Here is a 24,305-nt window from a genome sequence, read left to right on the forward strand (position 1 = left end):
TTCTGCCTTCACAGTTCGGGACTCTCACCCTATAGATTGCACCCATGCCAGGCGCACGAAAAAAGGAATGTGCGTTATGTGCACATTCCTTTTTGAGTGTTATCTTTCTTAACTATTCACCTTAGCTAATAGCTCTTCCATTTCATTTAATTTTTCTTCAAACACTTTACATGCTTCTTCAATTGGTGCTGATGAGGTCATATCAACACCTGCTTTTTTAAGGACTTCAATTGGATAATCTGAGCTTCCTGCTTTTAAGAACTCTAAATAGCGGTCTACTGCAGGCTGGCCTTCCTCAAGTATTTGATTGCTTAATGCTGTTGCTGCACTATAGCCTGTTGCATATTGATAGACATAGTAGTTGTAATAAAAGTGAGGAATTCTTGCCCATTCTAAGCCAATTTCCTCATCAACCACAATATCTTCACCAAAGTATTTTTTATTTAAGTCATAGTATGTTTTCGTTAATAATTCAGGTGTTAAAGGCTCTCCAGCCTGTGCTTTTTGGTGAATAATATGTTCAAACTCAGCAAACATTGTTTGACGGAAAACAGTCCCTCTAAATCCTTCTAGGAAGTGATTTAGTAAGTAAAGACGTTTCTTTTCGTCATCGATTGTATTTAATAAATAATGATTTAACAAGGCTTCATTACAAGTTGAAGCTACTTCTGCAACAAAAATTGAGTAGTTTCCATATGGATACGGTTGAGTTTTACGTGTGTAATAACTGTGTACTGAATGTCCAAACTCATGAGCAAGAGTAAATAAGTTGTTTACATTATCCTGCCAATTCATTAAAATATAAGGATTTGTTCCATATGCACCTGAAGAATAGGCACCACTGCGCTTTCCTTTATTTTCGTGAACATCCACCCAACGGTTTTCAAAGCCTTCTTCTAGGATTGAAATATAATCCTCACCTAACGGTTCAAGACCTTTTAAAATATAATCCTTTGCTTCATCATATGTTACTTCCATTTTTACATCTTTAATGAGCGGAGTGTAGAGGTCATACATATGAACTTCATCAAGCTTTAATACTTCTTTGCGAAGTTTCACATAGCGTTGAAGCAAATCCAAATGATTATGAATCGTATTAACTAAGTTTTCGTACACTTCCTCTGGAATATTGTCACTGCTAAGTGCTGCTTGTCTCGCTGATTCGTAGTTTCTTACCTTTGCACTAAAGTTATCCTTTTTGACTGTTCCACTTAGTGTACTAGCAAATGTGTTCTTAAACTCATCATATTTGCTATAAACTGCTTTAAATGCTTCTTCGCGTACTCTTCGGTCCTCACTTTCTAAAAAGCGGATATAACGACCGTGTGTGATTTCAACTTCTTCTCCATTTTCATCTTTAATAGTTGGAAAAGTTAAATCCGCATTATTCAGCATGCCAAATGTATTGCTTGAAGAATCTAAAACCTCTGAAGCTTCTGCTAATAATTCTTCCTTTTCCGCAGATAAAACATGTGGACGTTGGCGATTAATTTCATCTAATGCATGCTCATAAAGCTTAAGCTCTTCTTTCTCTTCTAAAAATTGCTTAATTTTTGCTTCGTCAATTGAAAGAATTTCCGGTACAATATATGAGCTAATACTTGAAGCCTGTGTGTATAAATTTCGAGCACGATCATTTAGCGCCTGATATTTTGAGTTTGTTGTATCCTGATCATATCTCATGTGTGCATATGTATAAAGTTTTCCTAACCGCTCCATTACTTCATCTTGATAAGAAAGTGCTTCATAAAGAGAAGTAGCACTCTCACCTAGCTTTCCTTTAAAATCAGCTAATTTAGGCAGTGCTTTTTGCACTTCATTATACTCTTTCTCCCATGCATCATCTGTAGGAAAAATATCCTCTAATCTCCAAGTATCTTCTACTTTGATGTCATTTCTAGAAGGTAATTTTTTTACCGCTGCTTGCTCTGACATATCATTTCCCCCTTTAACGTTAATAGCCAATGCGGAGCTCGTGTTCATCGAACACATAAGTATTATAGCTGCTAGTAGATTTAAGAATTTGCACTTGTTCATTTCCAACCCTCCCAAAGACCTTTCTCCGCAGAAGCCAATTAAAATTCATTCCTAATATAGTCGAAAGGAGTTTCGGTTGGATTAAATACCTTACTATTTCTATCTTCACCCCGTATAGCTTCTTTTGTCAAATAGTAAGTAGCTGCTCCAACACCTAACATTGAAGCCATCAATACTACTGGATTACTTTTTCTTTTCATATTAAACATATGCCCACCTCTTTATGTTAATATCCTCCTTTTAATTTGTTCAAAAAATAAATTACTATTCATATTCGCCCTTTATAGGGAATTTATTATTTTTGCATCTTCTTTAAGTAACTCCTCGATTTGATTTGTCCATCTTATTTCTTTTACTTTTCTTAGATTTTCTTTTTCTTCAAACACAATAATAGATAAATCAGCCAGCTTCATAAGATATGTATCAATTGCAGAAATAAAGGAAACTGAATTAGTTAGCGAACGCGTCGTAATGAAGCCCTCGTTCATTTTCATCGAAAAATCGTGATATACATTGTGAATACTAAATAAAGTTTGTAAAGGGAGAGAATGAATAAATAAGAGGATCCATCCCTGCCACACATAGACAGGAGAATCAAAAATGTAATTATCAACTAAAGGAAGGAATGCATAGGAAGGTAAATATGATAGCGGAAGCTTTTGTGTCTGATAAAGATAGGTATGAAATCGAGAGGTTTGTTTCGATTGAAAGCCAGGTGCACTGAGACGAAATTTTCTTATTTTTTGAATCCACTCCTTTTGCCAAATGGTTTTATTTTGTATCGGAACTTTCATTACCTCCTGAAGGGATGTTGAAGGTAATGCGTAGTGTTTATGTTCAGAAATAACAAATCGTGAGGAAAATGGAAGGATATTATATAAAACGATCATCGTCCTTGCATCAGGACAATATGAAAATAGATATGGAGCTGTATTTTCTTTTTTTATAATAAAATTCCATTGGAAAGGAGATAGTTGATAGGAACGTGCTCCTACTCTAGTTAAGGTCTTGGCCCCTAAAATCCATAAATAAGGAATTCCCTCCTGTTGGTACTGCTTGGACCTATTTTTCAAGGATCTTGCATCAATTGTTGAACATTGATATTCAATGGCGATTCTTTTTTGATGGTACTCAATTAATAGATCCGGACGCTGCTTTGTTTGTTGTAAATATGGCTCAAGTTTCACTGACTCAATCACGTGCTGTCTTTGAAACCATTGATACAAATCAAGCTTTCCCCTCATATGATAGTCACTTTCATGACTTCCTTTGACTGTAGGACATTCCCCATATTTTTTATGAGCAAAATGTGCTGAAATAATGGTACCGATTCTTAGTTCTAATTCTTGCTTACAAGCCGGGCAGATAAAACTTGTTTCCTCCCTTAGCTTTATTAACCTCTGCCTAGACCACTTTTTTTCGGCTACATTTATCATGATTCCTTTTTGATCAATCGCGACAAACAAATTTTCCCCTCCTTTTTCTTTTCATTATCCACAAGAAAATGGAATTGACAAATCACTAAAATTTAATTTTCTAGTGATGCTTAAAAAATAAACACCTATTTTAGACAACCAGTTTTCACTGATCGTTTAAATTAGGTGTTATAAAAGTGGTGACATAAGCCTTGCTCCAGATTCAAAAAGCTTTACAGGGAGTGAGCGCTTTGAAAACTGTTCTAAAATAATCTCTCTAGAATGGTTAATATCATTCATATATGCATCTACAAGTTTTTGTGTACTACCTGTTCGATAAAGAAAAGCATTTACTTCAAAGTTTAAGTGAAAACTTCTCATATCCATATTTGCTGTACCGATCGATGCTAGTTCATAATCAACAATGATTATTTTACTATGTAAAAATCCTTTTTCGTATTCATACACTTTTACTCCTGCTTCTAATAGTTCGGGAAAATATGACCTTGAGGCATAATAAACAACTTTTTTATCTGGCCGTTTAGGGACAAGAAGTCTTACGTCAATTCCACTCAATGCAGCAACTTTTAATGCAGTAAGGATATCTTCATCAGGAACAAAATAAGGAGATGCGATCCAAATTGATTCTTTTGCAGAAATAATCATCGAAAAAAATAAGTTTTTAATAACATCCCATTTATTATCTGGACCACTCGCGATTAACTGCACTCCGCCAGTTTCCTCCAGTGTCTCTGGTTTTGATGATAAATACATATGTGGCAAAAGCCTTTTGTCCGTCATATAGTACCAATCTTGCAAAAAAATCATTTGTAACGTTCGGACTGCTTCACCTTTTATAAGCAGATGTGTATCACGCCAATATCCAAAATAGGAATTCTTCCCTAAATATTCGTCTCCTACATTTAAGCCCCCAACAAAGCCGACTTCTCCATCAATTACAACGATCTTTCTATGGTTGCGAAAATTAATTTTATTGTTTAAAAACGGAATTCGGACCGGTAAAAACGGAACCATTTCAATTCTTGATTTTCCTAATTCTTTAATATATTCTTTCGATAATTTCCAACATCCAACAGCATCATAAAGAAATCTAATCTCTACTCCTTCTTTTGCCTTTTCAATTAGAACATTCTTTAATTCCTGCCCAACCTGATCATCTCTCACAATGTAATATTCAAGATGGATATGATGTTTTGCTTTTTTTATTTCTTGAAAAATATGTTCAAAGGTCTCAATTCCATCTGTTAATGCTTTCGTTTTCGTAGAAAATGAAATCGGACTATGTCCCAATCGATGAGCAAGCTTAAACAATAATTGCTGATGGTCTCCCATATGATCAATCTTTTCTTGATATGTACTTTGATTCCCTTCTATTTCTAAAAATGCTTTTTCATCTAAAAGTGCTTTTTTTTCAAACAAACGTCTCTTTTTAATATTTCTGCCAAAGAGTAAATAAAAAAAGAATCCTATTAACGGAAACCCTCCAAGTACAACAAGCCATGTGATCGTATGTGAGGGATGTCTATTCTCTAAGAAAATAACAATACAGATAAAAATTATAGACAATGTAAAAAGGACACTGACAGAGCCAACAATCCAATCTCCCCAAAAGTTTTTTGTAATAAGGATAATGGAAGCAATTAGTGTGATAAATAGTAGTAATCGGAATGTAAATTTCATTGACTTTCACCTGTCTTATTTTTTATCTTACTTCCCTTTCATTAAGAAAACGAAACCTTTATCTATGTTACTGTCTGTCATCCCCTTTACAGTTCTCACTATTTTATTACTTAACTTCATTTTTTAACCCTTAAAATCGAAAATAAATAAGAAAAGCGCAAGCGCCTTGGTCAGCCTCGGGCAAAAGACGATTTAGAATAGAAGGTGTTCTTTGCCTTCAATTCTAAATTGGCAGACCCTAGAGGCAGTCTAAAATCGCGACGTCAATCTCCACGATTGCATTTGCACGTCCTGGGCTTCGGGGCTGGACGATAAAAAAAACCGATTCATAAAAATCGGTTTTTTCTTATTAATGATCTATTTAGGAGAAATGCTTTCTTATCACAGTTAAAGCATGATCTTTTGCAATGTTTTGGCCATATTCCTCAAGTCGATGAATCGTCACTCGGGATTCTTGTCCATATTCAAGTAGAATACTTAAAGTGTTCTCAATTTCTTCATCACTTACCTCATCATCAAACTCGATATATAAATAATACTGTTGGTCGAGCGTGTATAAATGATTCGTCATTCCATTTAATAGCGAATATTTAGACAAGGAAATGATATGTTCAAGATCACTAAATTTTAATACAAACTGAAGCTGTTGCTCCATCTCTTCCATGTGATCATCTTGTGAATCACTTGATTTATTAAAATGCTGATCCAATAAGGATTCTATATTTTCATCTATTGGTAATTCTTTAAGCTTTTCATCGGAAATTGGGAGTTCAAGCTTTTGTCCGTCTTTTGACACTTGCGCTTTCGTCACAATGACTTCTAACCCTTTATCAAGTGCCTGAACTTGAATCCAAAGAGGACCTTCAACCATAAACTCTTCTTCTTCATGGACTTCATCCATCATTTCCCAAAAAAGCTCTTCACTTCGATCACGATTATACCATATTTCGTCACGATCAAAACCACGCTCTTCTATATCCAAATACGAAATATAAAATTTTACAGTATTCTCGTTAATGCGTTCGATTTCCATTACTCAACCTTCCCTTCTATATAAGATGTTGAAGGGACAACCCCCCTCAGGGTAGTTGTACTTTACTACACTTTGCCCAAAATTTCAACTATTTAACCGTAAGCAAAGTAAAGTGCCTTTATTCTCCATTGAAAGAGAGATATTTAACACTTATGTTCAAAACCTTCAATATTGAAAGAATCTTGTACTCCTATTTTATGATAAAAAGTCTTTAAAGGAAATAAAAAAACTCTGAATTTACAAAAACAGTTATTTTACCTATATGAATCTTCAAGCATATCTTATGAATGCCTTCATATAATTGTACGAGCACTTAAAAGCGCAACACCTTGATCAGCCTAGGGCAAATAAACGATTTGGAATAGATGACGTTTTTTCCTTCAATTCCAAATTGGCTTGTAACTCGAGGCAGTCTAAAATCGGGAATTCCTGTCGTTCAGACTGCACTTGCACATCCTAACCATCGGAGCTAGACACTAAACTAAGTAAAAACTTTTATACAATTTTAAATTCCAAAAAGCTGAAAAGAGGGTATAAAAGATGGAACAAGATTTTCTGTTATCACTTCTCATGATCATAGGAATTGACCTAGTACTTGGAGCAGACAACGCTGTTGTTATTGCTATGGCATGTCGCAACCTGCCCGATATTCAGCGTAACAAAGCCATTATCATGGGAACCATGCTTGCAATTGTCTTTCGAATTTTTATTACTTTCATTGCCGTCTATTTATTAAAAATACCATTCCTACAGCTTATAGGCGGTGTTTTCCTTCTCTATATTGCTTACCATCTCATTGTCGGGAAAGAAGAAGACACAACAAAAATCAAAAGTCATCATTCATTATGGAAAGCAATTAAGACAATTGTTATAGCTGATTTATTAATGGGATTTGATAATGTCCTTGCAGTAGCTGGAGCAGCACAGGGGCATATGATATTAGTAGCGCTAGGACTGCTTATATCTATACCTATTATCATTTGGGGAAGTAAAATCATACTTGTATTACTTACGAAGTATCCATTTTTGATCTATCTTGGCGGCGGATTACTGGCCTTTACATCAGGAAAAATGATCATCGAAGAACCTAATTTACAAAACCTGTATAGCTCTTATCCTATGATAGAGCAAAGTATCCCGTACTTAACGGTATCTTTTATTTTGCTAGCAGGTCTTATTTATCAGCAATTTTTTTTAAGAAAAGAATAGCTATAAAGTCAAACTTCCATTAGTGGGGGGTTCTTCATCCCTCACTAATGGTTAGTTGAAACAATTCGGACCTTTAAGGGAAGGTACCCTCCCCCACCTTCTATAACTCAGAAGCTTGAGGCGGGGTCTTATTGCCCGTTAAAAGCGGATAAAATAAACAAAGAGGTATTTCTAAAAGATTCAAATGATTAGGATCTTAAATAGAAATTACCTCTTCTTATATTTAATTAACTAAACGTTGTGCTTCTTGTAATTGATACGTTCGAACACGACGTGGAAGGAAACGTCGAATTTCATCTTCATTGTAGCCTACCTGCAGTCTTTTCTCGTCAATGATAATAGGACGACGAAGCAGACCAGGATTTTCTCGAATGAGAGTATATAGATCTTGCAATGGCAATGTTTCCAAGTTAATATTTAACTTTTGGAAAATTTTAGAGCGCGTTGAAATAATTTCATCTGTTCCATCTTCCGTCATTCGAAGGATCTCTTTAATTTCTTGAATGGTTAAAGGCTCAGAAAAAATATTTCTTTCAACATATGCAATATCATGTTCCTCTAACCATGCTTTAGCTTTACGACAAGAAGTACAACTTGGTGATGTATACAATGTAACCATTGACTTTCACTCCTCTAAATATAGAATGAGTAACAAATTTATATCTTTCTAAAATTAAAATTAATTTAATTAAGAACCAATAAATTGATTATACTATAAAAAAGTAAGTATGCATATAGAAAATACATTAAAAGTATGACAAAACCATTACAATCTTGAAAACTCTAGAATGTATATGTAAACAGTGACTTTTTTCGGATTAAGATTCATCTTATTCATCAAAAAAAGTCACTGTCCTGATTCTCAATTAAGTTAACTCATCGAAAATATTTTGGTTGCTTTTATCATTATTCATTATTAAAACTTCATGAACAGGCTGATAGGATTCACCATATAGTTCCTTGTCTTTAAATGTATGAATAAGGGTATAAGTTTGCTGCATTGCCTCAAAAATTTCCTCTTCGGATTCATTATTGGGAGCCCAATATAATATCTCCAGCTTGTTTACTTCATTTGTTGCAAGAGAACGTCTCTCATACCCAATTGATTCAGCATGTATAAATCCTTGTTTTTGATAAAATTTCAAGCGTTTCTCTGAATCAGAATCTTCATAATTGACAGGCTCAACCTCAAGAATAATTGGTTTGTTTTTATCTTTTAGCTTGTTTATTAATTTGCTGCCTAGTCCTTCTCCCCGAGCATCCTTCGAAACAAAGAGGTAATCAATAAAGATAAAATCAGGAAGTTCTGCGTACATTAATACATGATTTTTCCCTTCATCCTTATGATAGATATCTTTCTTTTCTTGAAGCAATGCTTCCATATGCTCCTTTGACTTCATTTCTTCAATGGGAAAATACTGATTTAATTTCTCATACCAGTTCATTCATCTGCTCCTATCACAATTTAATAACTTCTCCCATGCTTATATATACCCTTTTAAACAATTATTAAACATTCTCCCTACAGGAACATTTGTTCTTATTCTATTCTAACACAAAATGCTTAGTCTTGTCTTGAAGTATTAATAAAAATACTCTTCTCTAAAATGTTTGTTGTTTTTAAATAGGTTCTTTGTACACAAACTTTTCGGTTGATTACGGCGGAAAGTGAACATCCTGGAGCGGAAATTAACTAATTTCGAATACTAGTTACAAAACAAAAAAGTTTATAAATAATCAACCAAAATAAAAAGAGACTACACAACGGTAATCTCTTTTTATTTTGGTTGATTAAACATATTCTTTTTTATATTTCTCAAATTCCGCTTGAGAACACATAACAAAATGTCCTGGTTTTACTTCTCTGAATTCAACTTCTTCATCCGGTTGATAATTATGCTGACTAGGATTATAAGTTTTTCTTACACGAGTACGCTCATAATCCGGGTCCGGAAGTGGAATAGCTGATAATAATGATTGTGTATATGGATGAATTGGGTTGTTGTAGAGCTCTTCCGCACTAGCTAATTCTACAAGCTTACCAAAGTACATAACTCCGATACGATCACTAATATATTTCACCATTGATAAATCATGGGCAATAAATAAGTATGTTAAACCTTTTTCCTTTTGAAGCTTTTTCATTAGGTTAACAACCTGTGCTTGAATCGATACATCTAATGCTGAGATTGGTTCATCAGCGATAATAAACTCAGGGTCAACGGCAAGTGCACGAGCAATTCCAATACGTTGTCGCTGTCCGCCACTAAATTCATGAGGATAACGGTTTGCGTGCTCTTTATTTAAACCAACAGTTTCAAGTAATTCAATTACTCTGTCCATTCGTTCTTTTTTCGATTTTGCAAGCCCATGAATGTCAATACCTTCAGCAATAATATCTGAAACCTTCATTCTTGGGTTTAAAGAAGCTTGTGGATCCTGAAAGATCATTTGCATTTTTCGGTTAAATTCCTTTAATTGCGCACGGGACTTTTTGCCATGCACATTTACTCCATTGAATAAAACCTCACCATCAGTAGCATCATACAATCGGATAATTGTTCGACCAGTTGTCGATTTCCCACAACCTGATTCTCCAACCAGTCCTAATGTTTCCCCTTTAAATATATCAAAAGTAACATTGTCTACTGCTTTTACTTCATTAGGCTTGCCAATGTTAAAATATTGTTTTAAGTTCTTAATTTCTAATAATTTTTCTGTCGTTCCCATTTTAGTTTCCCCCTTTTCCATCAGGGAATTGACGTTGGCGTCGTTTTACTGCTAAAGGCGGTTCAACCTTTGGCGCATCTGGATGAAGTAACCATGTGGCAGCATAATGTGTATCAGACACTTTAAACATAGGAGGTTGCTCCTCCAGGTCAATTTGCATCGCATACTCATTACGTGGCGCAAATGCATCACCCTTTGGCGGGTGTAATAAATCAGGTGGTGTACCTGGAATCGCGTATAGTTCCTCTTCATCAGTATCAAGACTTGGCATTGAACTAATTAACCCCCAAGTGTATGGATGCTGTGGATTGTAAAAAACTTCATCAACTGTTCCCGTTTCAACAATTTTTCCACCATACATAACAGCCACACGATCAGCAACATTTGCCACAACACCTAAGTCATGAGTGATAAAAATAATGGATGTATTAATTTTTTGCTGTAATTCCTTCATTAATTCCAGAATTTGAGCTTGTATTGTAACATCTAATGCAGTAGTAGGCTCATCAGCGATCAGAACCTTCGGATTACATGCAAGAGCAATCGCGATGACGACCCTTTGTCTCATTCCCCCAGAGAATTGATGTGGGTATTGATTAAAGCGTTCTTCAGGTCTAGGTATCCCAACAAGCCTTAAAATATCAATTGCACGTTCCTTCGCTGCTGCTTTACTTAGTTTTTGATGCTTAATAATCGGTTCCATAATCTGTTTTCCAATTTTCATTGTTGGATTCAACGATGTCATTGGATCCTGGAAAATCATCGAAATATCTTTCCCGCGAATTTTTTGCATATTTTTATTTGATTCTTTTGCTAAATCTTTACCTTCAAAAAGAATCTCACCTTGTTTAATATCGGAATTTGCTTCAGGAAGCAAACGCATAATCGCTTTGGTTGTAACTGATTTTCCTGAACCAGATTCACCTACGATTGCTAATGTCTCCCCTTTATACAAATCAAAGTTAACTCCACGAATTGCCTGCACTTCTCCAGCAAACGTATGGAATGAAATGTGCAAGTCTTTCACTTCTAAGATTTTATCCATTTTCGGGTTCACCTACCTTTTCTAGTCACGCATTTTCGGATCTAAAGCATCACGCAGTCCATCCGCAATCATATTAAAACAAATCATAATTAAACTGATAACTATTGCTGGTATGATCATCTGATAAGGATATAGCTGAAGAACTTTAAATCCATCATCAATGAGTGTACCTAATGAAGCCAATGGCGGCTGTAACCCCAATCCAATGAAACTTAAAAAGGCTTCAAAAAAGATCGCACTTGGAATTGTAAACATTGTGTTGATAATAATAACACCAGCTAAATTTGGTAATAGATGCTTCGAGATAATCTTTCCATTTGAAAGTCCTAATGTTCTAGCTGCTAAAACATATTCCTGTTGTTTTAATTTCATTACCTGAGCACGAACAACCCTCGCCATACCGACCCAACCTGTTATGGTTAAGGCGATTGTAATCGATAAAATCCCTGGATCCAACACAATAATCATGAGGATAACAACAACAAGGTTAGGAATACCTACTAATATTTCTGTAATACGCTGCATAACATTATCTGTGCGGCCGCCAACAAATCCGGAAATAGCTCCGTATAATACACCAATGACCATATCAATAACAGCTGCTAATACTGCAATATATAAAGATACTTGTGTACCTTTCCATACACGTGTAAATAAATCACGACCAAGACTATCTGTACCTAACCAGTAATATTCGTCTACATTTTTTTGCTCATATGCATTATAAACATCACCGTTTTTTCTAGTTAAAGTTCCATCAAATGGTAACCAACTGACATTCTCTAAACCTTGAATTCTTGGAGGCAGGTTTGAATGTTTAAGATTTTGTTCATCAATGCCATACCCATTTAAATGTGGACCAACAAGAGCCATAATAGTTAGTATAGCTAAAACAATTAAGCTAACAATTGCTCCTTTATTTTTCCTAACTCTTAACCATGCATCTTGCCAATAATTAAGGCTTGGCTTGGAAATCTCTTCACTTTTCGCCGAATCAATATGAGCGGGTTTAAACCTATCTTTTGAAATTTTTTCATGAGCCATTATTTTTTACCTCCCGCTAAACGAATCCGCGGATCAATGATTCCATACAGTAAATCTACAATTAAGATAACGACAACAAATAGAACTGCAAATAGGATTGTTGTACCCATAATAACAGGATAGTCGTTTACTGTAATTGATTTTACGAATTGCTCACCTAATCCCGGGATACCAAATATTTTTTCAATAACCAGGGAACCAGTCATTAAACTTACAACTAATGGTCCTAATACTGTTACTACTGGAATTAACGCATTCCTTAGCGCGTGCTTAAATGCAATTTCAAACCAGCTTGCACCTTTAGCTTTAGCAAGAGTAATATAATCTGATTCTAAAACCTCTACCATTTCAGTTCTAACAAACCTTGCCGCTGTTGCAATCGGGAACATTGCTAACGCAACTGTAGGCAAAACTGTGTATTCTGGTCCTTTCCAGAAAGCAACTGGAAACCATCCCAATTTAACAGCAATGTAATATTGCAAAAGTCCCGCAAAAACAAATGAAGGGATTGACTTACCAAGTACAGCTAAAAATGTTGCACTATAATCAACCCACGTATTTTGTCGTAATGCTGCAATTACGCCTAAAATAATACCAAAAAATGTTCCGAAAAGAATTGCCTGAAATCCAAGTGTTGCTGACGGACCGATGCTATCCATTAAAATTTCAGTAACTCCTACGTTATTGAATTGAAAGGAAACACCTAAATCACCTTTCAGCAAATTCACCATATAGTTCATATATTGCACCGGAACCGGTTCATCAAGACCATATTTGTCTTTCATAATTGTAAGCTGTGTCTCTGATAATTTACCAGCATTTGTAAAAGGCGTACCTGGGATTATTTTCATGAGGAAAAAAGTAAACGTGGCAATTAAAAAGAGTGTAATGACCATATAAATAACACGCTGAGTTAAGTATTTCGCCATATGACTGCACCTCCTAAATAAATTAAATATTCTACAAAGTTCGACAATTTCCCAACAAGGGAAAAGAGAGAGTATATCAACATTCAATATACTCTCTCTTTACATCAACTATCACTATAATCAAAAAGCACAAATTAAATCAATACTTATTTTACAGATGCCCATTTGTAGCTATATTCTGGTCCTACTAAGTGGTAAGTAAATCCTTCAACATTCTCGTTTACTAACACGTTAGAAGAACGTTGATACATAGGTGCAATCGCAGCATCTTCTTCAAGTAAGATTCTTTCAGCTTCAGCAAGAGCTTCATAACGCTCTACAGGTTTTTGTGCTAAAGTTGTTTGAGCATCTTTTATTAACTGATCATACTTTTCATTAGAGTAATCCATTTTGTTGTTTCCTCCGCCAGTTAACCATAGGTCAGAGAAAGTCATTGGGTCTAAATAGTCAGGACCCCAACCAGCCATTTGGATATCATAATCCTGAGAATTTTCACGATCTAAACGAACGCTAAATGGCACACTTTCAACTTTCAGTGTAAGTCCAGGAAGATTTGTTTCTAATTGGTTTTTAACATATTCAGCAATTTTCTTAGCGTTTTCAGTATCATCACCTAAGTATCTGATTTCAACTTTATCTGTACCAAGTGTTGCTAAACCTTTTTCCCATGATGCTTTTGCTGCATCTACATCATATGGCAACAATTCGTTTCCATTAATTTCACGGAAATCTTTTCCAGTTTCTTCATTCTTAACAAATTCTTGAGGAACAGCATAGTTTGCAACAATTGAACCGTTGTTTAATACGCTGTTAACAAAATCTTCTTTGTTAACTGCTTGTGCAATTGCTTTACGAATATCTGGGTTTTTTAGAGCATCATTTTCTTTTTGGTTAAATTTCAACCAGAAGATTGTAGGCTCTAACCATTTAACCATTCTATCATCGCCTTCATATTGAGGAACGATGTCAGAAGAAAGTTTTCCTGTTATATCTGCTTCACCAGTTTCAAATGCGTTTGCAGCTGCTTGAGAGTCTTTTAATACATTCCATTGAACTGTTTCTAGCTTAACAGTGTCTGCATCCCAATAATCTTTGTTTTTAGTGTAAGTCCATTCAGATGCAGTGCTTCCGCCCCAGTCAGATAAAACGAATGGTCCGTTATATACCAGGTTTTCAGCTGTTTTTGCGTAGTTTTCACCTTGTTCTTCAACAAATTTTTGGTTTTGTGGATAGAACGTTGGGAACGCCATTAATGATTTGAAATATGGAATTGGTCTTTCTAATGTTACTTCAAGTGTTTTATCATCGATTGCTTTAACACCTAATGTGTTAAGATCGTATTCTTTTTTCTCAGCACCAGCTGCAGAGATTTCAGCAGCTCCTTTGATCTTGCCATCCATCATATATGGACCATACGGTGATGCGTTTGCAGGATCAATTGCACGTTGCCATGCATAAACGAAATCATGTGCAGTAACCGGGTCACCATTAGACCATTTTGCATCTCTGATTTTAAATGTATAAACTGTACCATCTTCACTAACTTCTGGTTCACCCTCTGCCATACCTTCAACAACTTCTTGGTTTGGGTCTAGACGGTATAAACCTTCCATTACGTTATTCATTGTAGTGAAACTTACAGTATCTTGAGCCATTACACTATCCATTGAAGGAATTGCTTGTGACTCAAGTGCAGTAATTTTTTGCTCTGCTGCACCTTCATCTCCGCCTGCTTCTGTCTCTTTACCAGTATCTCCGCCGCCATTACATGCAGCTAAGAACATACTTAGTACAAGCGTTAATGCTAAAAGTAGAAAATATTTCGACTTTTTCACAAATTTGACCTCCCTTTTTTTTTGAACAAGTTTTCTTTACACGGATTATTATACAAGTATTCAGTAAATTGTGCATTTATTTTTTTAATAAAGTTTACACAAATGCAATAATATTAAAGAAATCTATACAAAAAATAGGTAAAAAGACCTATGTATTTCATTAGAATCTTCATAATCTTTCCACTAGTTTTTTTCATAATACTTTAACGCGTTGAATTGGAAAGGGTTACAAAATCTTACATGGTTTTTTTGTAAAAAGTGTAGAAAATTGACGAATCAACCTATATATTCTATACATTTTTAACGAATAAATATTTCTACAATAACTTCACTTCTTTTTTTCCTCATCCTTTCATCTGATATAATAGATGTTAATGAATTTTAACAAGAAAAGAGTGAAAGAATTTGAGCAATAAACGATCTGTTACACTTATTATTGTGTCTCTATGTTTAACAATCTTACTTTCTTTTATCATTTACCAAAAATTAACTATTTTATCATTTGTAAATATTTCATTCTTTTTTGCCATTGGTCTATTGTTTATTTCCTTCTTTACCATCACAGTAAAAGGTGGATTTTTTGATGGAATAACATATGGATTTAGAAGAATGTTCGTCTCTAAAGGAAAAGAGCTCTCAAAACAAGAGGTTGAAGAAATGATTCCAGTATCAGAGCTGTTAACATTTGATCATTCGCCTTTTTTATCTAGTGGATTAATCATGACAGCTATTGTTGTAATTGGAACCTTTCTTTATTATCTATTTTGATCTATAAAGATTTGCAAATGCCTTCATGATTTCATATAATAAGAAAAAATAGTCGGCTATGATGAAGAGTAGTACATATATGGCGCATTTTTTAGAGAGCCTGTGGATGGTGGAAACAGGTAATGACCGATATGGAATGGACTTCTGAGCTTCTGTGCAGAAATTAGTACGTGCAGACGTAATCTTGCGTTAAAGATCTAAGTGATTTCTTCTGGAAATAATTAGGGTGGCACCGCGGTCCATCGTCCCTACTTTTGGGACGAGTGGGCCTTTTTGCGTTTATTTAAATAAATTACTTACTTTTAGGAGGACATGATGAAAACAATTTTTTCAGGAATACAACCAAGCGGTTCAGTTACATTAGGAAATTATATTGGAGCATTAAAGCAGTTTGTCGATTTACAAGATGAGTACAATTGCTATTTTTGTATCGTTGACCAACATGCTATTACGGTTCCTCAAGATCGCTTAGCATTAAGAAAAAATATTAGAAGTCTTGCAGCCTTATATCTAGCTGTAGGATTAGATCCTGAGAAGGTAACATTGTTCATTCAATCAGAGGTACCTGCACACGCACAAGCAGGATGGATGTTACAATGTGTTTCTTATATCGGAGAATTAGAAAGAATGACCCAGTTCAAGGATAAATCACATGGAAAAGAAGCTGTTTCTGCGGGGTTACTCACATATCCGCCGCTAATGGCAGCTGATATCCTCCTTTATAACACGGACCTGGTACCAGTAGGTGAAGATCAAAAGCAACATTTAGAGTTAACAAGGGATTTAGCGGAACGTTTTAATAAAAAATATAACGATGTTCTAACGATACCTGAGGTTCGTATTCCAAAGGTTGGAGCACGAATAATGTCTCTTGTAGATCCTACAAAAAAAATGAGTAAATCTGATGCCAATCAAAAAGCATTTATTACGCTTTTAGATGAACCTAAGCAAATTGAAAAGAAAATCAAAAGTGCTGTAACAGATTCTGAAGGAATTGTGAAATATGACAAGGAAAATAAACCCGGAATTTCAAACTTGCTATCCATATATTCCATCTTAACAAATGAACCGGTCGACCAAATTGAAGCTAGGTACGAGGGAAAAGGATACGGCGAATTCAAAACTGATGTGGCTGATGTTGTTGTAAATGCCCTAAAACCAATCCAAGAAAAGTACTATCAGCTAATGGAGTCAGATGAGTTAGATCAAATCCTTGATAAAGGTGCAGAAAAAGCGAATGCAGTCGCAAGCAGAACATTAAAGAAAATGGAAAACGCGATGGGACTCGGCCGTAAGCGTAAATAACACGCTCCTGATTAGTCACTTCTGAGCTGCTTCCGTGCTCGAGTTTGCAAGTTGGATATTATTTTTGCAAATCTGTCCGTTTTTTTGCAAACCAAAACGATGTGCTAAATGCACATCGTTTTGGTTTACTAAGTAGCTTGTCCAAATCAATTAACCTTTGATTCATGCTCCATGTCCCAAAGCTTTTCAAAAAAAGGTTGTCCTTTTATAAGGCGTTCACATAACTGAACATGCTTTGGCGACCAGCCGTCCAACGTTTCTTCATAAAGTTGCTTCCACACTTCATCAAATTCTCTTTGTTGAATATCCTCATACTTTGTAGGGTTCCATTCTGTATACCAATACTTAACTTCAGCAGCATTCTTCGTTGCCAGCAACTGATCGAGGGCCATAAATAAAAGTTGCTTTAATTGACGTTCTTTTCTTGTTAGGCCTCTCATATATTGTGGTGCTAAAGACAAAATATGATATTCCTTATTTGTTTCTTCACTCAATACTTCTGTGGAATACTTTTCTGGCTCAATTTCTTTTACCATTTCAAACACTAATTGCTCTTGCCTTGGAATAATTCGACTTTTCCGAATTGGAATCGTATAGCCGATTGTATCAACTGCAAGAATTCCAATTCCATCTGTCACAACAAAACAATAATCAAGCTGGATTCTCTCATGATTCTTACGAATATAAGCCTTTTGAAAAATATCTTTTAATAGACCAGGTGGTAACTCCGATAAGTTGTTTTCTATGTAGTCGAATAGCATGGAATCTACCTTTAATAAAGGAACCTGATCAAGGAGTTCAACACTGTCATCCTTTCTCCATTCATGAAAATGACAGACATTGTATCCATTCTCTTCACCTTCAAACCAATTTACCCAAACATCATGAAGAAATAACATATAAAAACCCCTCACTTCAGTACCATTTGTCAAACAGTATAGGCAAATTTTAGAGAATTTATTCCAATCCAAGAAGAATATGCATTGTTTTTTCTAAGGTTTTTTGAGTATGTCCTACCACATTTTATGAATGATCATTATAGATTATGAAGTATTCTTTTTCCCCTGATAATGTTTCATTATTTTCTCTGTTGACATACCTAATAACTGCTTTGTCTTTATTCCTGTATCGTCCATAATAGTTTTCACAATATGGTACCCTACAGAATAACCAAGCATATTGGGATAAAAACCGGTTCCAAACATTAATTGGGTAAACTTTGCATGTTCTCTTTTCATCTCTTTTTGAGGCAAAATGATACGCTGATAGAACCTTTCACATTGATCCGCTCCATATAACTTCGTCCAATTCGACACAGCCTCCTCTCCAAGAAGTTCCCGGACCGCATTCTCGGCCAAACCTTCCATAATGATTGTATCTATAATCGTGAATTCTTCTTCAGATTTTGTAACGGCTGCTAGACGGCAAACATGATGATACTCATGTAAAAATAAAGACTTAATATCGTCTTTATCTACATTTTTGGAAAGAAACAGAAATAACTTATTATGAAACGCAATACCAGATCTCCCCCGGTATTCTCTCTCAATTTTTCGGTTGGTTTGATCAATTGGAAAAATAAAGATTGGTACATCTGGACCTTTCCATTCGAGCTTGAATTTCTTTTCTAGTTTACTGATATAGCTAAATATTTGGCTATTTATCATGTATTCGATCCACTGATCGACATTCGATAAATGTTTGTACATTCCAAATGAATGAAGATAGGAGGCAATTTCTCTTTTACTCATTTTGTGGAAATAAGGAATCAATTTTTCGCAAATTTTTAATTGATCCGGTGTTTTCTTTAACCAATCAATTGTATTAATTAAACTCATGTTCTCATCTCTCCTTCATATGTAGTCTATGATTTGAAGAAGGAACTGTTCTTCATGAGAGACGAAAAATAAAAACCCGACATAAACATGTCGGGTCCCTTAATTAAGCATCAAACTTCTTGAAAATAATTGTTGCATTATGCCCGCCAAATCCTAGAGAGTTACTTAATGCAGCTCTTACTTCTTGCTTACGAGCTTTATTTGGTACATAGTCTAAGTCACATTCTGGATCTGGAGTTTGCAAATTAATCGTTGGCGGTATGATTCCTTCCTTAATAGCTAAAACACTAAAAATAGCTTCTACTCCGCCAGCTGCACCTAATAGATGCCCTGTCATAGATTTAGTAGAACTTATCGCCAATTTATGCGCATGTTCACCGAATACTTCTTTTATTGCTAGAGTTTCGAACTTATCATTATAAGGAGTACTTGTACCATGAGCATTAATATAATCAATATCAGCAACAGTAAGGCCGCTTCGTTCAACAGCTTGCTTCATTGCTCTTGATCCGCCTTCACCATTTGGTGCAGGTGCTGTAATATGATAAGCATCACCTGTTGCACCATATCCAACGATTTCAGCATATATTTTTGCTCCACGAGCTAAAGCATGCTCTAATTCTTCAAGAACAAGAATTCCAGCTCCCTCTCCCATTACAAATCCGTCACGATCCTGGTCAAATGGACGGCTAGCTGTTTTAGGGTCCGGATTTGTTGATAATGCTTTATTTGCTGTAAATCCTGCAAATGACATTTCTGTTAAAGGCGCTTCTGCTCCACCGGTAATCATGACATCCGCTTCTCCTCGTTCAATAACACGATAAGCATCACCAATTGAGTTTGTTCCTGTTGCACAAGCTGTTACCGTACAAGAGTTAAAGCCCTTTGCTCCTAAAGCAATAGATACCTGACCTGTTGCCATATCTGGAATAAGCATTGGTACAAAGAATGGACTTACTCTTCTTGGACCTTTTTCTAGAAGGGTTTTATATTGTTGTTCGAATGTCTCCATTCCCCCAATACCAGAACCGATCCAAACTCCAACACGAGGAGCGATTTCATCAGTAATTTCCAGATTTGCATCTTTCACAGCCATGAAAGATGCTGCAACCGCATATTGTGTGAAGCGGTCCATCTTTCTTGCTTCCTTTTTATCCATAAATTGCTCAACATCAAAGTCTTTAAGCTCTGCAGCTACTTTTGCGGCATACGGCTCTGAATCAATTCTAGTAATTGGCCCAACACCTGATACCCCGTTTATCGCATTTTGCCAAGTTGTTTCAACATCATTTCCAATCGGAGTTAATGCACCCAATCCTGTTACTACCACTCGCTTTTTTTCCATGATGATTCACCTCATTCTGTTAGATTATCTGAATTTATATAATTATTAGTTTGTGTGTCCAGTACAAACGCCTAGCCTCGGAGGGATTAGACAATTTAGAATTGGAAGATAGAGACCACCTTATTTCCCGTCTGATCAAGTCTAAGATTATCGACCCCAACGAAGAGCAATAGCTCCCCAAGTTAGGCCACCGCCAAAACCGACCATAACAATTAAGTCACCATCTTTAATCTTTCCTGCTTCTACTTCTTCTACTAAAGAAATCGGAATCGATGCTGCGGATGTATTTCCGTATTTATGAACTGTTTTAGACATTTTTTCAACTGGCAGCTCTAAACGCTCTCTTGCAGCTTCCATGATTCGAATGTTTGCTTGGTGCGGAATTAAGAAGTCCACATCTTCTTTTGTTAAGCCAGCCTTTTCTAGCACATTCACACTGGATTCTCCCATTTGTCTAACAGCAAACTTAAACACTTCACGTCCATTCATGATGATGTATTCGTCCTGATACAGATGCTTTCCACCTGTACCGTCTGCTCCTAGTTCAAAGGATAAAATTCCTTTTCCTTCACTTACAGGACCAATCACAGCTGCTCCAGCACCGTCTCCAAAAAGAACAGCGGTATTACGATCATCCCAGTCAGTAATTTTTGAAAGCTTCTCAACACCAACTACTAAAACATTTTTGTAAGCGCCAGTCTCAACAAATTGTTTAGCTGTGATCATTCCATACATAAACCCTGCACATGCTGCGCTAATATCCATTGCAGCTGCTTTTTTTGCCCCTAATTTTTCTTGCAGCATACATGAAACAGAAGGGAACGGCTGATCTGGAGTAACCGTTGCGACTAAAATTAAATCCAAGTCCTCAGCAGCAATGCCTGCATCCTTTAGAGCTTTTTCTGAAGCAAAAACAGCCATATGTGATGTATCGATTGAATCATCTGCTATGCGGCGCTCTTCTATTCCAGTTCTCGTTCTAATCCATTCATCAGATGTATCCATGATTTTTTCTAAATCTTTATTTGTGACAACTTTTTCAGGTGTATAACGACCAATACCTATAATTCCAGCGTTCATTTATACAGCTCCTTTTTATATACTTATAATCCACTCAATTTGCCGTCTATTGAATTATTTATGATTCATTGTATTTTTTATATCAATTATTATGACTTGGTACTAATTTTATCTTATTCACTTTTTTTTTTCAATATTAATGTTTTAGTACACATGTCTAGAACTTGCTGCCCTTACATTCATAAACTAGTGATAGATATGTATCGCCTGATATCTTTCTTTAAAGGAGGTGTAAAATATGACGTCTCATGAAAAAGAAAATGAAGAACAGATCGAAATAGAGGCACAAGCAGATGATACGGAAAAAGAAATTGAAACTAATGCTCCTTCATACGACCGTTTTACACAGCTCATGTTCGGAAATAGGGTTCCCCAAAGATATAGAGAACAAAACAATTTGCAAGAAAAACAAGCGGAAGAACAAAGCAATGAGGTGAATTACTTTACATTAATGGAGCAGATTGACGATATTATGGCTTCATTAGAAAATCTTAAACCTGTTTTAAAAGAATTCGGACCTATTGTTGATTATATTAAGAAGAAAATTAAATCATGAACAAAAGTGCAAGTACCATGAACAGCCTAGGGCAAAAAAGATGATTTAGAATAGAAGGCGTTCTTTGCCTTCAATTCTAAATTGCTAGACCCTAGAGACAGTTACAAACGCGACGTCCTGTCGCAGTAACTGCACTTGCACGTCCTGTGCTTCGAAGCTGGATGCCGACCACTTATCTACGGTACAAGAATTTATCAATTCCTAAGCAACAAAAAAGCTACCAAATGGTAGCTTTGGTAGCTTTTTATTGTGCATCTTTCTTCCCTAGCTCATATGCTTCACCCATTACTTTTGTAAATAGTTCAAGCATTGGTTGGATTGTTTCCATTGATAGATCAATTCCAGATCCTTCTAGCTTTTGCTTTGCTTCAGGTAAATATTTCATAGCAATTTGCATAAATTCCATTGTTTTGGGATGTTGTTCCATTTCACTCACTCCTGCTTTTTAATAAGTTATTTTTGTCGCAAACTTTGTTACTTTACAGTTGATTTACGCACAAGGATGCTCGCTCTCCGTAAGCAGGCAGTGAGATCCTTTGTACTCAGCACCTGCGAATCTCAATTGTCCCGCTCTTCCTCAGAAGTCTAGCATATCCGTTCTACTCAACAAAAACAGTTTTTGCAGCTTAATAAGGTCATTATAACTGATTAGGTAAAAGCCCGCTTTCTTTATACTCTTCGATGGAATTCTTAATCTTTGATTGGAATTCTTTATCGACAAGGGGACTGAATTTTCCTAATGAGATCACTCCATCTTTAAAATCATAATAGAGTTCTCCATTTTCTAATTTGCCCTTATTAAAATCCTTTGCGACAACTTCGTATAATGTGTCAACATGTTGAACAGTACTTGTTAACACCGTGCCTTTTCCCAGGTCGGATTGATCGGACACAAAGCCGATCGCATATAACCCTTCTTCTTTTAACTTTTCAATAACAGCTATATTATATCCATCACCTGCTACATAGACAATGTCTACTCCATCTGCAATCATTTCATTAAGTAGAGATAAGGCAATCTCCGTATTATTCCAATCTTGTACATATTGGATATCTACTTCCACGTTTTCATTTTGATAATAAGCACCCTCAAAAAAACCATCAACTTCAGGCTGCCATTCAAAAGCCGCTAAAACCGCAACCTTATTAGTAGTTGTCATTTCTCCAGCTACCATCCCGCCAAAAAAACCCATTGCATTAGAATCAAAATTCAAACTTGTGACATTTTCACCATTGGCTTTCCCATTAAAAAGAACAAAATGAATGTCCGGGTATTCACTACTTATCTCATTAAAATAATTTGCATATTCACTTCCATGTCCAAAAATGAGATTTACACCATTGTTATCAAATTCTTCGATTGCTTCACGTATACTTGTTTCATCATTCATCCCTTCTTTATAATATACGTCAACATCTAATTCCGATTGAATTTTTAACAATCCTTTGTAGCCTTTCGTTCCCCAAACCTTATCATTAATTGTTTCTGGAACAAGTAAACCAACCTTTTCGAGCTTCCCCGAAGTGACAGGTTGTCCACAACCAAAAAGCGAAAGAAGAATAATAAGAACAAAACCTAGCTTTAAGTACATGGGCAACCACTTCCTTGTATGCTTTTTCCTTCGCTTTTATTTTAGCCTTTCCTGATTTATTTGTTCAAGCAATAATCATCAAAGTCCATAAATCTCCCGGTATGCTTTTATACAGGAAAACTGCTCGAATAACCCTTTCTCGATCGTTGTTTGATTCGTAATCGAGTGTCTAATCGACTTATCATTTGCTTTTTCTATCGCATTCATTTTTAACTCAACTGAAAATGATTCAATCTTCTCTTTCTTCAGTTCACTTAGAAACGAATACACTTTTCCATGGTCGGAATTTGTAATTAATTTAGCCAATGTTTCTACAGCATCCTTAATGAATATGATTGGTTCCTCAATGATCAGAGTTCTTTTCTCACCTGTTAAAAAAGAGGCTAAATGCTGATGGATTGGTTCTTCGGGTGGCTGAAACGGCCCAAAAAGTCTTGGAAGCTTAAAAATAGAATAAAGTTTCAATGTTTTAAGATGCTGATGATCATCATCTAGTTGATTTGCCGCGGAAGTTACATAAAAATAATGAGTCTCCGTTTCAGCTGCCTTCTCAACCGATTTCTCAAAGCAACATTGATCTTGAATATGACCAGCTTCTTTACAATAAATCACATGGGTATATTCTTCATTTCTCCACTCATCTTCGAGAGAAAATTCTTGAAATAGAGCATTTCTACCAATAAGCATCATTCTTTCCTCAAGAAGAAGTTCGCTCATTTTCGTTGAAGGTTTTAAAAAGATTGCTCCTACCTCTATTCCCTCTTCAAGAAACTTTTCACAAAGCGCAAACCCAATATGTGACTGTGCCCCAAACACCATCACGCGCATATTTTGATTTCCCTC

At 35.6% G+C, this 24,305-nt stretch carries 23 protein-coding genes and 1 other annotated feature; of the genes, 4 read left to right on the plus strand and 19 right to left on the minus strand.

The features are described 5' to 3' along the window. Positions 1 to 108: 108 nt before the first annotated feature. From pepF to mecA, 5 genes are all read right to left on the minus strand, one after another. Positions 109 to 1,935, minus strand: a complete 1,827-nt coding sequence (gene pepF / locus AC4GZ8_RS23605; protein ID WP_491084374.1) for an oligoendopeptidase F — start codon at positions 1,933 to 1,935, stop codon at positions 109 to 111. A 140-nt stretch (positions 1,936 to 2,075) separates the two neighbouring features. Then, positions 2,076 to 2,246 (minus strand): hypothetical protein, encoded by a 171-nt coding sequence (locus tag AC4GZ8_RS23610; protein ID WP_491084331.1) that lies wholly within the window; start codon positions 2,244 to 2,246, stop codon positions 2,076 to 2,078. A 72-nt stretch (positions 2,247 to 2,318) separates the two neighbouring features. Then, positions 2,319 to 3,503 carry a competence protein CoiA gene (locus tag AC4GZ8_RS23615; RefSeq protein WP_491084332.1) on the minus strand — a complete coding sequence of 395 codons (1,185 nt, stop codon included), beginning with the start codon at positions 3,501 to 3,503 and terminating at the stop codon, positions 2,319 to 2,321. 138 nt (positions 3,504 to 3,641) lie between these two features. Beyond that, the gene (cls, locus tag AC4GZ8_RS23620; protein WP_491084333.1) at positions 3,642 to 5,153 is read right to left on the minus strand and encodes a cardiolipin synthase; all 1,512 of its coding nucleotides are present in this window, start codon (positions 5,151 to 5,153) and stop codon (positions 3,642 to 3,644) included. A gap of 361 nt (positions 5,154 to 5,514) precedes the next feature. Then, complete coding sequence (mecA, locus tag AC4GZ8_RS23625; RefSeq protein ID WP_491084334.1) at positions 5,515 to 6,186, minus strand: adaptor protein MecA; 672 nt, start codon at positions 6,184 to 6,186, stop codon at positions 5,515 to 5,517. A gap of 540 nt (positions 6,187 to 6,726) precedes the next feature. Here mecA and AC4GZ8_RS23630 point away from each other — a divergent pair. Continuing rightward, complete coding sequence (locus AC4GZ8_RS23630; RefSeq protein WP_491084335.1) at positions 6,727 to 7,395, plus strand: TerC family protein; 669 nt, start codon at positions 6,727 to 6,729, stop codon at positions 7,393 to 7,395. A gap of 223 nt (positions 7,396 to 7,618) precedes the next feature. Here the strand turns inward: AC4GZ8_RS23630 and spxA are convergent, their stop codons facing one another. The 7 genes from spxA to AC4GZ8_RS23665 form a co-directional block, all read right to left on the minus strand. Further along, complete coding sequence (spxA, locus tag AC4GZ8_RS23635) at positions 7,619 to 8,014, minus strand: transcriptional regulator SpxA (protein WP_491084336.1); 396 nt, start codon at positions 8,012 to 8,014, stop codon at positions 7,619 to 7,621. Between the two features lie 247 nt (positions 8,015 to 8,261). Continuing rightward, the gene (locus AC4GZ8_RS23640) at positions 8,262 to 8,840 is read right to left on the minus strand and encodes a GNAT family N-acetyltransferase (RefSeq protein WP_491084337.1); all 579 of its coding nucleotides are present in this window, start codon (positions 8,838 to 8,840) and stop codon (positions 8,262 to 8,264) included. A 346-nt stretch (positions 8,841 to 9,186) separates the two neighbouring features. Further along, on the minus strand, positions 9,187 to 10,125 hold the full coding sequence (locus AC4GZ8_RS23645; protein WP_491084338.1) for an ABC transporter ATP-binding protein: 939 nt from the start codon (positions 10,123 to 10,125) through the stop codon (positions 9,187 to 9,189). 1 nt (position 10,126) lies between these two features. After that, entirely contained in the window at positions 10,127 to 11,170 is a 1,044-nt protein-coding gene (locus tag AC4GZ8_RS23650) for an ABC transporter ATP-binding protein (protein ID WP_491084339.1), read from the minus strand. 21 nt (positions 11,171 to 11,191) lie between these two features. After that, positions 11,192 to 12,214 (minus strand): oligopeptide ABC transporter permease, encoded by a 1,023-nt coding sequence (opp3C, locus tag AC4GZ8_RS23655; RefSeq protein ID WP_491084340.1) that lies wholly within the window; start codon positions 12,212 to 12,214, stop codon positions 11,192 to 11,194. Beyond that, positions 12,214 to 13,143 carry an oligopeptide ABC transporter permease gene (opp3b, locus tag AC4GZ8_RS23660; RefSeq protein WP_491084341.1) on the minus strand — a complete coding sequence of 310 codons (930 nt, stop codon included), beginning with the start codon at positions 13,141 to 13,143 and terminating at the stop codon, positions 12,214 to 12,216. The genes opp3C and opp3b overlap by 1 nt, the downstream gene beginning before the upstream one ends. A gap of 146 nt (positions 13,144 to 13,289) precedes the next feature. Continuing rightward, positions 13,290 to 14,978, minus strand: a complete 1,689-nt coding sequence (locus AC4GZ8_RS23665; RefSeq protein ID WP_491084342.1) for a peptide ABC transporter substrate-binding protein — start codon at positions 14,976 to 14,978, stop codon at positions 13,290 to 13,292. A 405-nt stretch (positions 14,979 to 15,383) separates the two neighbouring features. Between AC4GZ8_RS23665 and AC4GZ8_RS23670 the strand changes: the two genes are divergently transcribed. Both AC4GZ8_RS23670 and trpS read left to right on the plus strand, forming a co-directional pair. Then, positions 15,384 to 15,746 carry a DUF3899 domain-containing protein gene (locus AC4GZ8_RS23670; protein WP_491084343.1) on the plus strand — a complete coding sequence of 121 codons (363 nt, stop codon included), beginning with the start codon at positions 15,384 to 15,386 and terminating at the stop codon, positions 15,744 to 15,746. 49 nt (positions 15,747 to 15,795) lie between these two features. Beyond that, positions 15,796 to 15,999: a binding site (T-box leader), on the plus strand. 59 nt (positions 16,000 to 16,058) lie between these two features. Beyond that, positions 16,059 to 17,051 carry a tryptophan--tRNA ligase gene (trpS, locus tag AC4GZ8_RS23675; protein WP_491084344.1) on the plus strand — a complete coding sequence of 331 codons (993 nt, stop codon included), beginning with the start codon at positions 16,059 to 16,061 and terminating at the stop codon, positions 17,049 to 17,051. 146 nt (positions 17,052 to 17,197) lie between these two features. Here the strand turns inward: trpS and AC4GZ8_RS23680 are convergent, their stop codons facing one another. From AC4GZ8_RS23680 to AC4GZ8_RS23695, 4 genes are all read right to left on the minus strand, one after another. Then, positions 17,198 to 17,950, minus strand: a complete 753-nt coding sequence (locus AC4GZ8_RS23680; protein WP_491084345.1) for a YjbA family protein — start codon at positions 17,948 to 17,950, stop codon at positions 17,198 to 17,200. A gap of 144 nt (positions 17,951 to 18,094) precedes the next feature. After that, entirely contained in the window at positions 18,095 to 18,889 is a 795-nt protein-coding gene (locus AC4GZ8_RS23685) for a DUF2268 domain-containing putative Zn-dependent protease (protein WP_491084346.1), read from the minus strand. A 103-nt stretch (positions 18,890 to 18,992) separates the two neighbouring features. Further along, positions 18,993 to 20,234 (minus strand): beta-ketoacyl-ACP synthase II, encoded by a 1,242-nt coding sequence (fabF, locus tag AC4GZ8_RS23690; protein WP_491084347.1) that lies wholly within the window; start codon positions 20,232 to 20,234, stop codon positions 18,993 to 18,995. A gap of 147 nt (positions 20,235 to 20,381) precedes the next feature. Next, positions 20,382 to 21,314, minus strand: coding sequence for a beta-ketoacyl-ACP synthase III (locus AC4GZ8_RS23695; protein WP_491084348.1), 933 nt, complete (start codon positions 21,312 to 21,314; stop codon positions 20,382 to 20,384). A 238-nt stretch (positions 21,315 to 21,552) separates the two neighbouring features. On the opposite strand from AC4GZ8_RS23695, the gene AC4GZ8_RS23700 reads away from it, so the two are divergent. Next, positions 21,553 to 21,870, plus strand: a complete 318-nt coding sequence (locus AC4GZ8_RS23700; RefSeq protein ID WP_491084349.1) for a hypothetical protein — start codon at positions 21,553 to 21,555, stop codon at positions 21,868 to 21,870. A gap of 244 nt (positions 21,871 to 22,114) precedes the next feature. Here AC4GZ8_RS23700 and AC4GZ8_RS23705 read toward each other — a convergent pair whose 3' ends face one another. The 3 genes from AC4GZ8_RS23705 to AC4GZ8_RS23715 all read right to left on the minus strand — a co-directional run bounded on the left by AC4GZ8_RS23705 (position 22,115) and on the right by AC4GZ8_RS23715 (position 24,290). Further along, a complete protein-coding gene (locus AC4GZ8_RS23705; protein ID WP_098798711.1) occupies positions 22,115 to 22,297 on the minus strand; it encodes a ComZ family protein in 183 nt (60 codons plus the stop codon). 211 nt (positions 22,298 to 22,508) lie between these two features. Beyond that, complete coding sequence (locus tag AC4GZ8_RS23710) at positions 22,509 to 23,462, minus strand: BMP family ABC transporter substrate-binding protein (protein ID WP_491084350.1); 954 nt, start codon at positions 23,460 to 23,462, stop codon at positions 22,509 to 22,511. A 78-nt stretch (positions 23,463 to 23,540) separates the two neighbouring features. After that, positions 23,541 to 24,290, minus strand: a complete 750-nt coding sequence (locus AC4GZ8_RS23715) for a hypothetical protein (RefSeq protein WP_491084351.1) — start codon at positions 24,288 to 24,290, stop codon at positions 23,541 to 23,543. Between the last annotated feature and the right edge of the window lie 15 nt (positions 24,291 to 24,305).

This window comes from Metabacillus sp. RB-C-LZQ-3-1 (genome assembly GCF_058315175.1).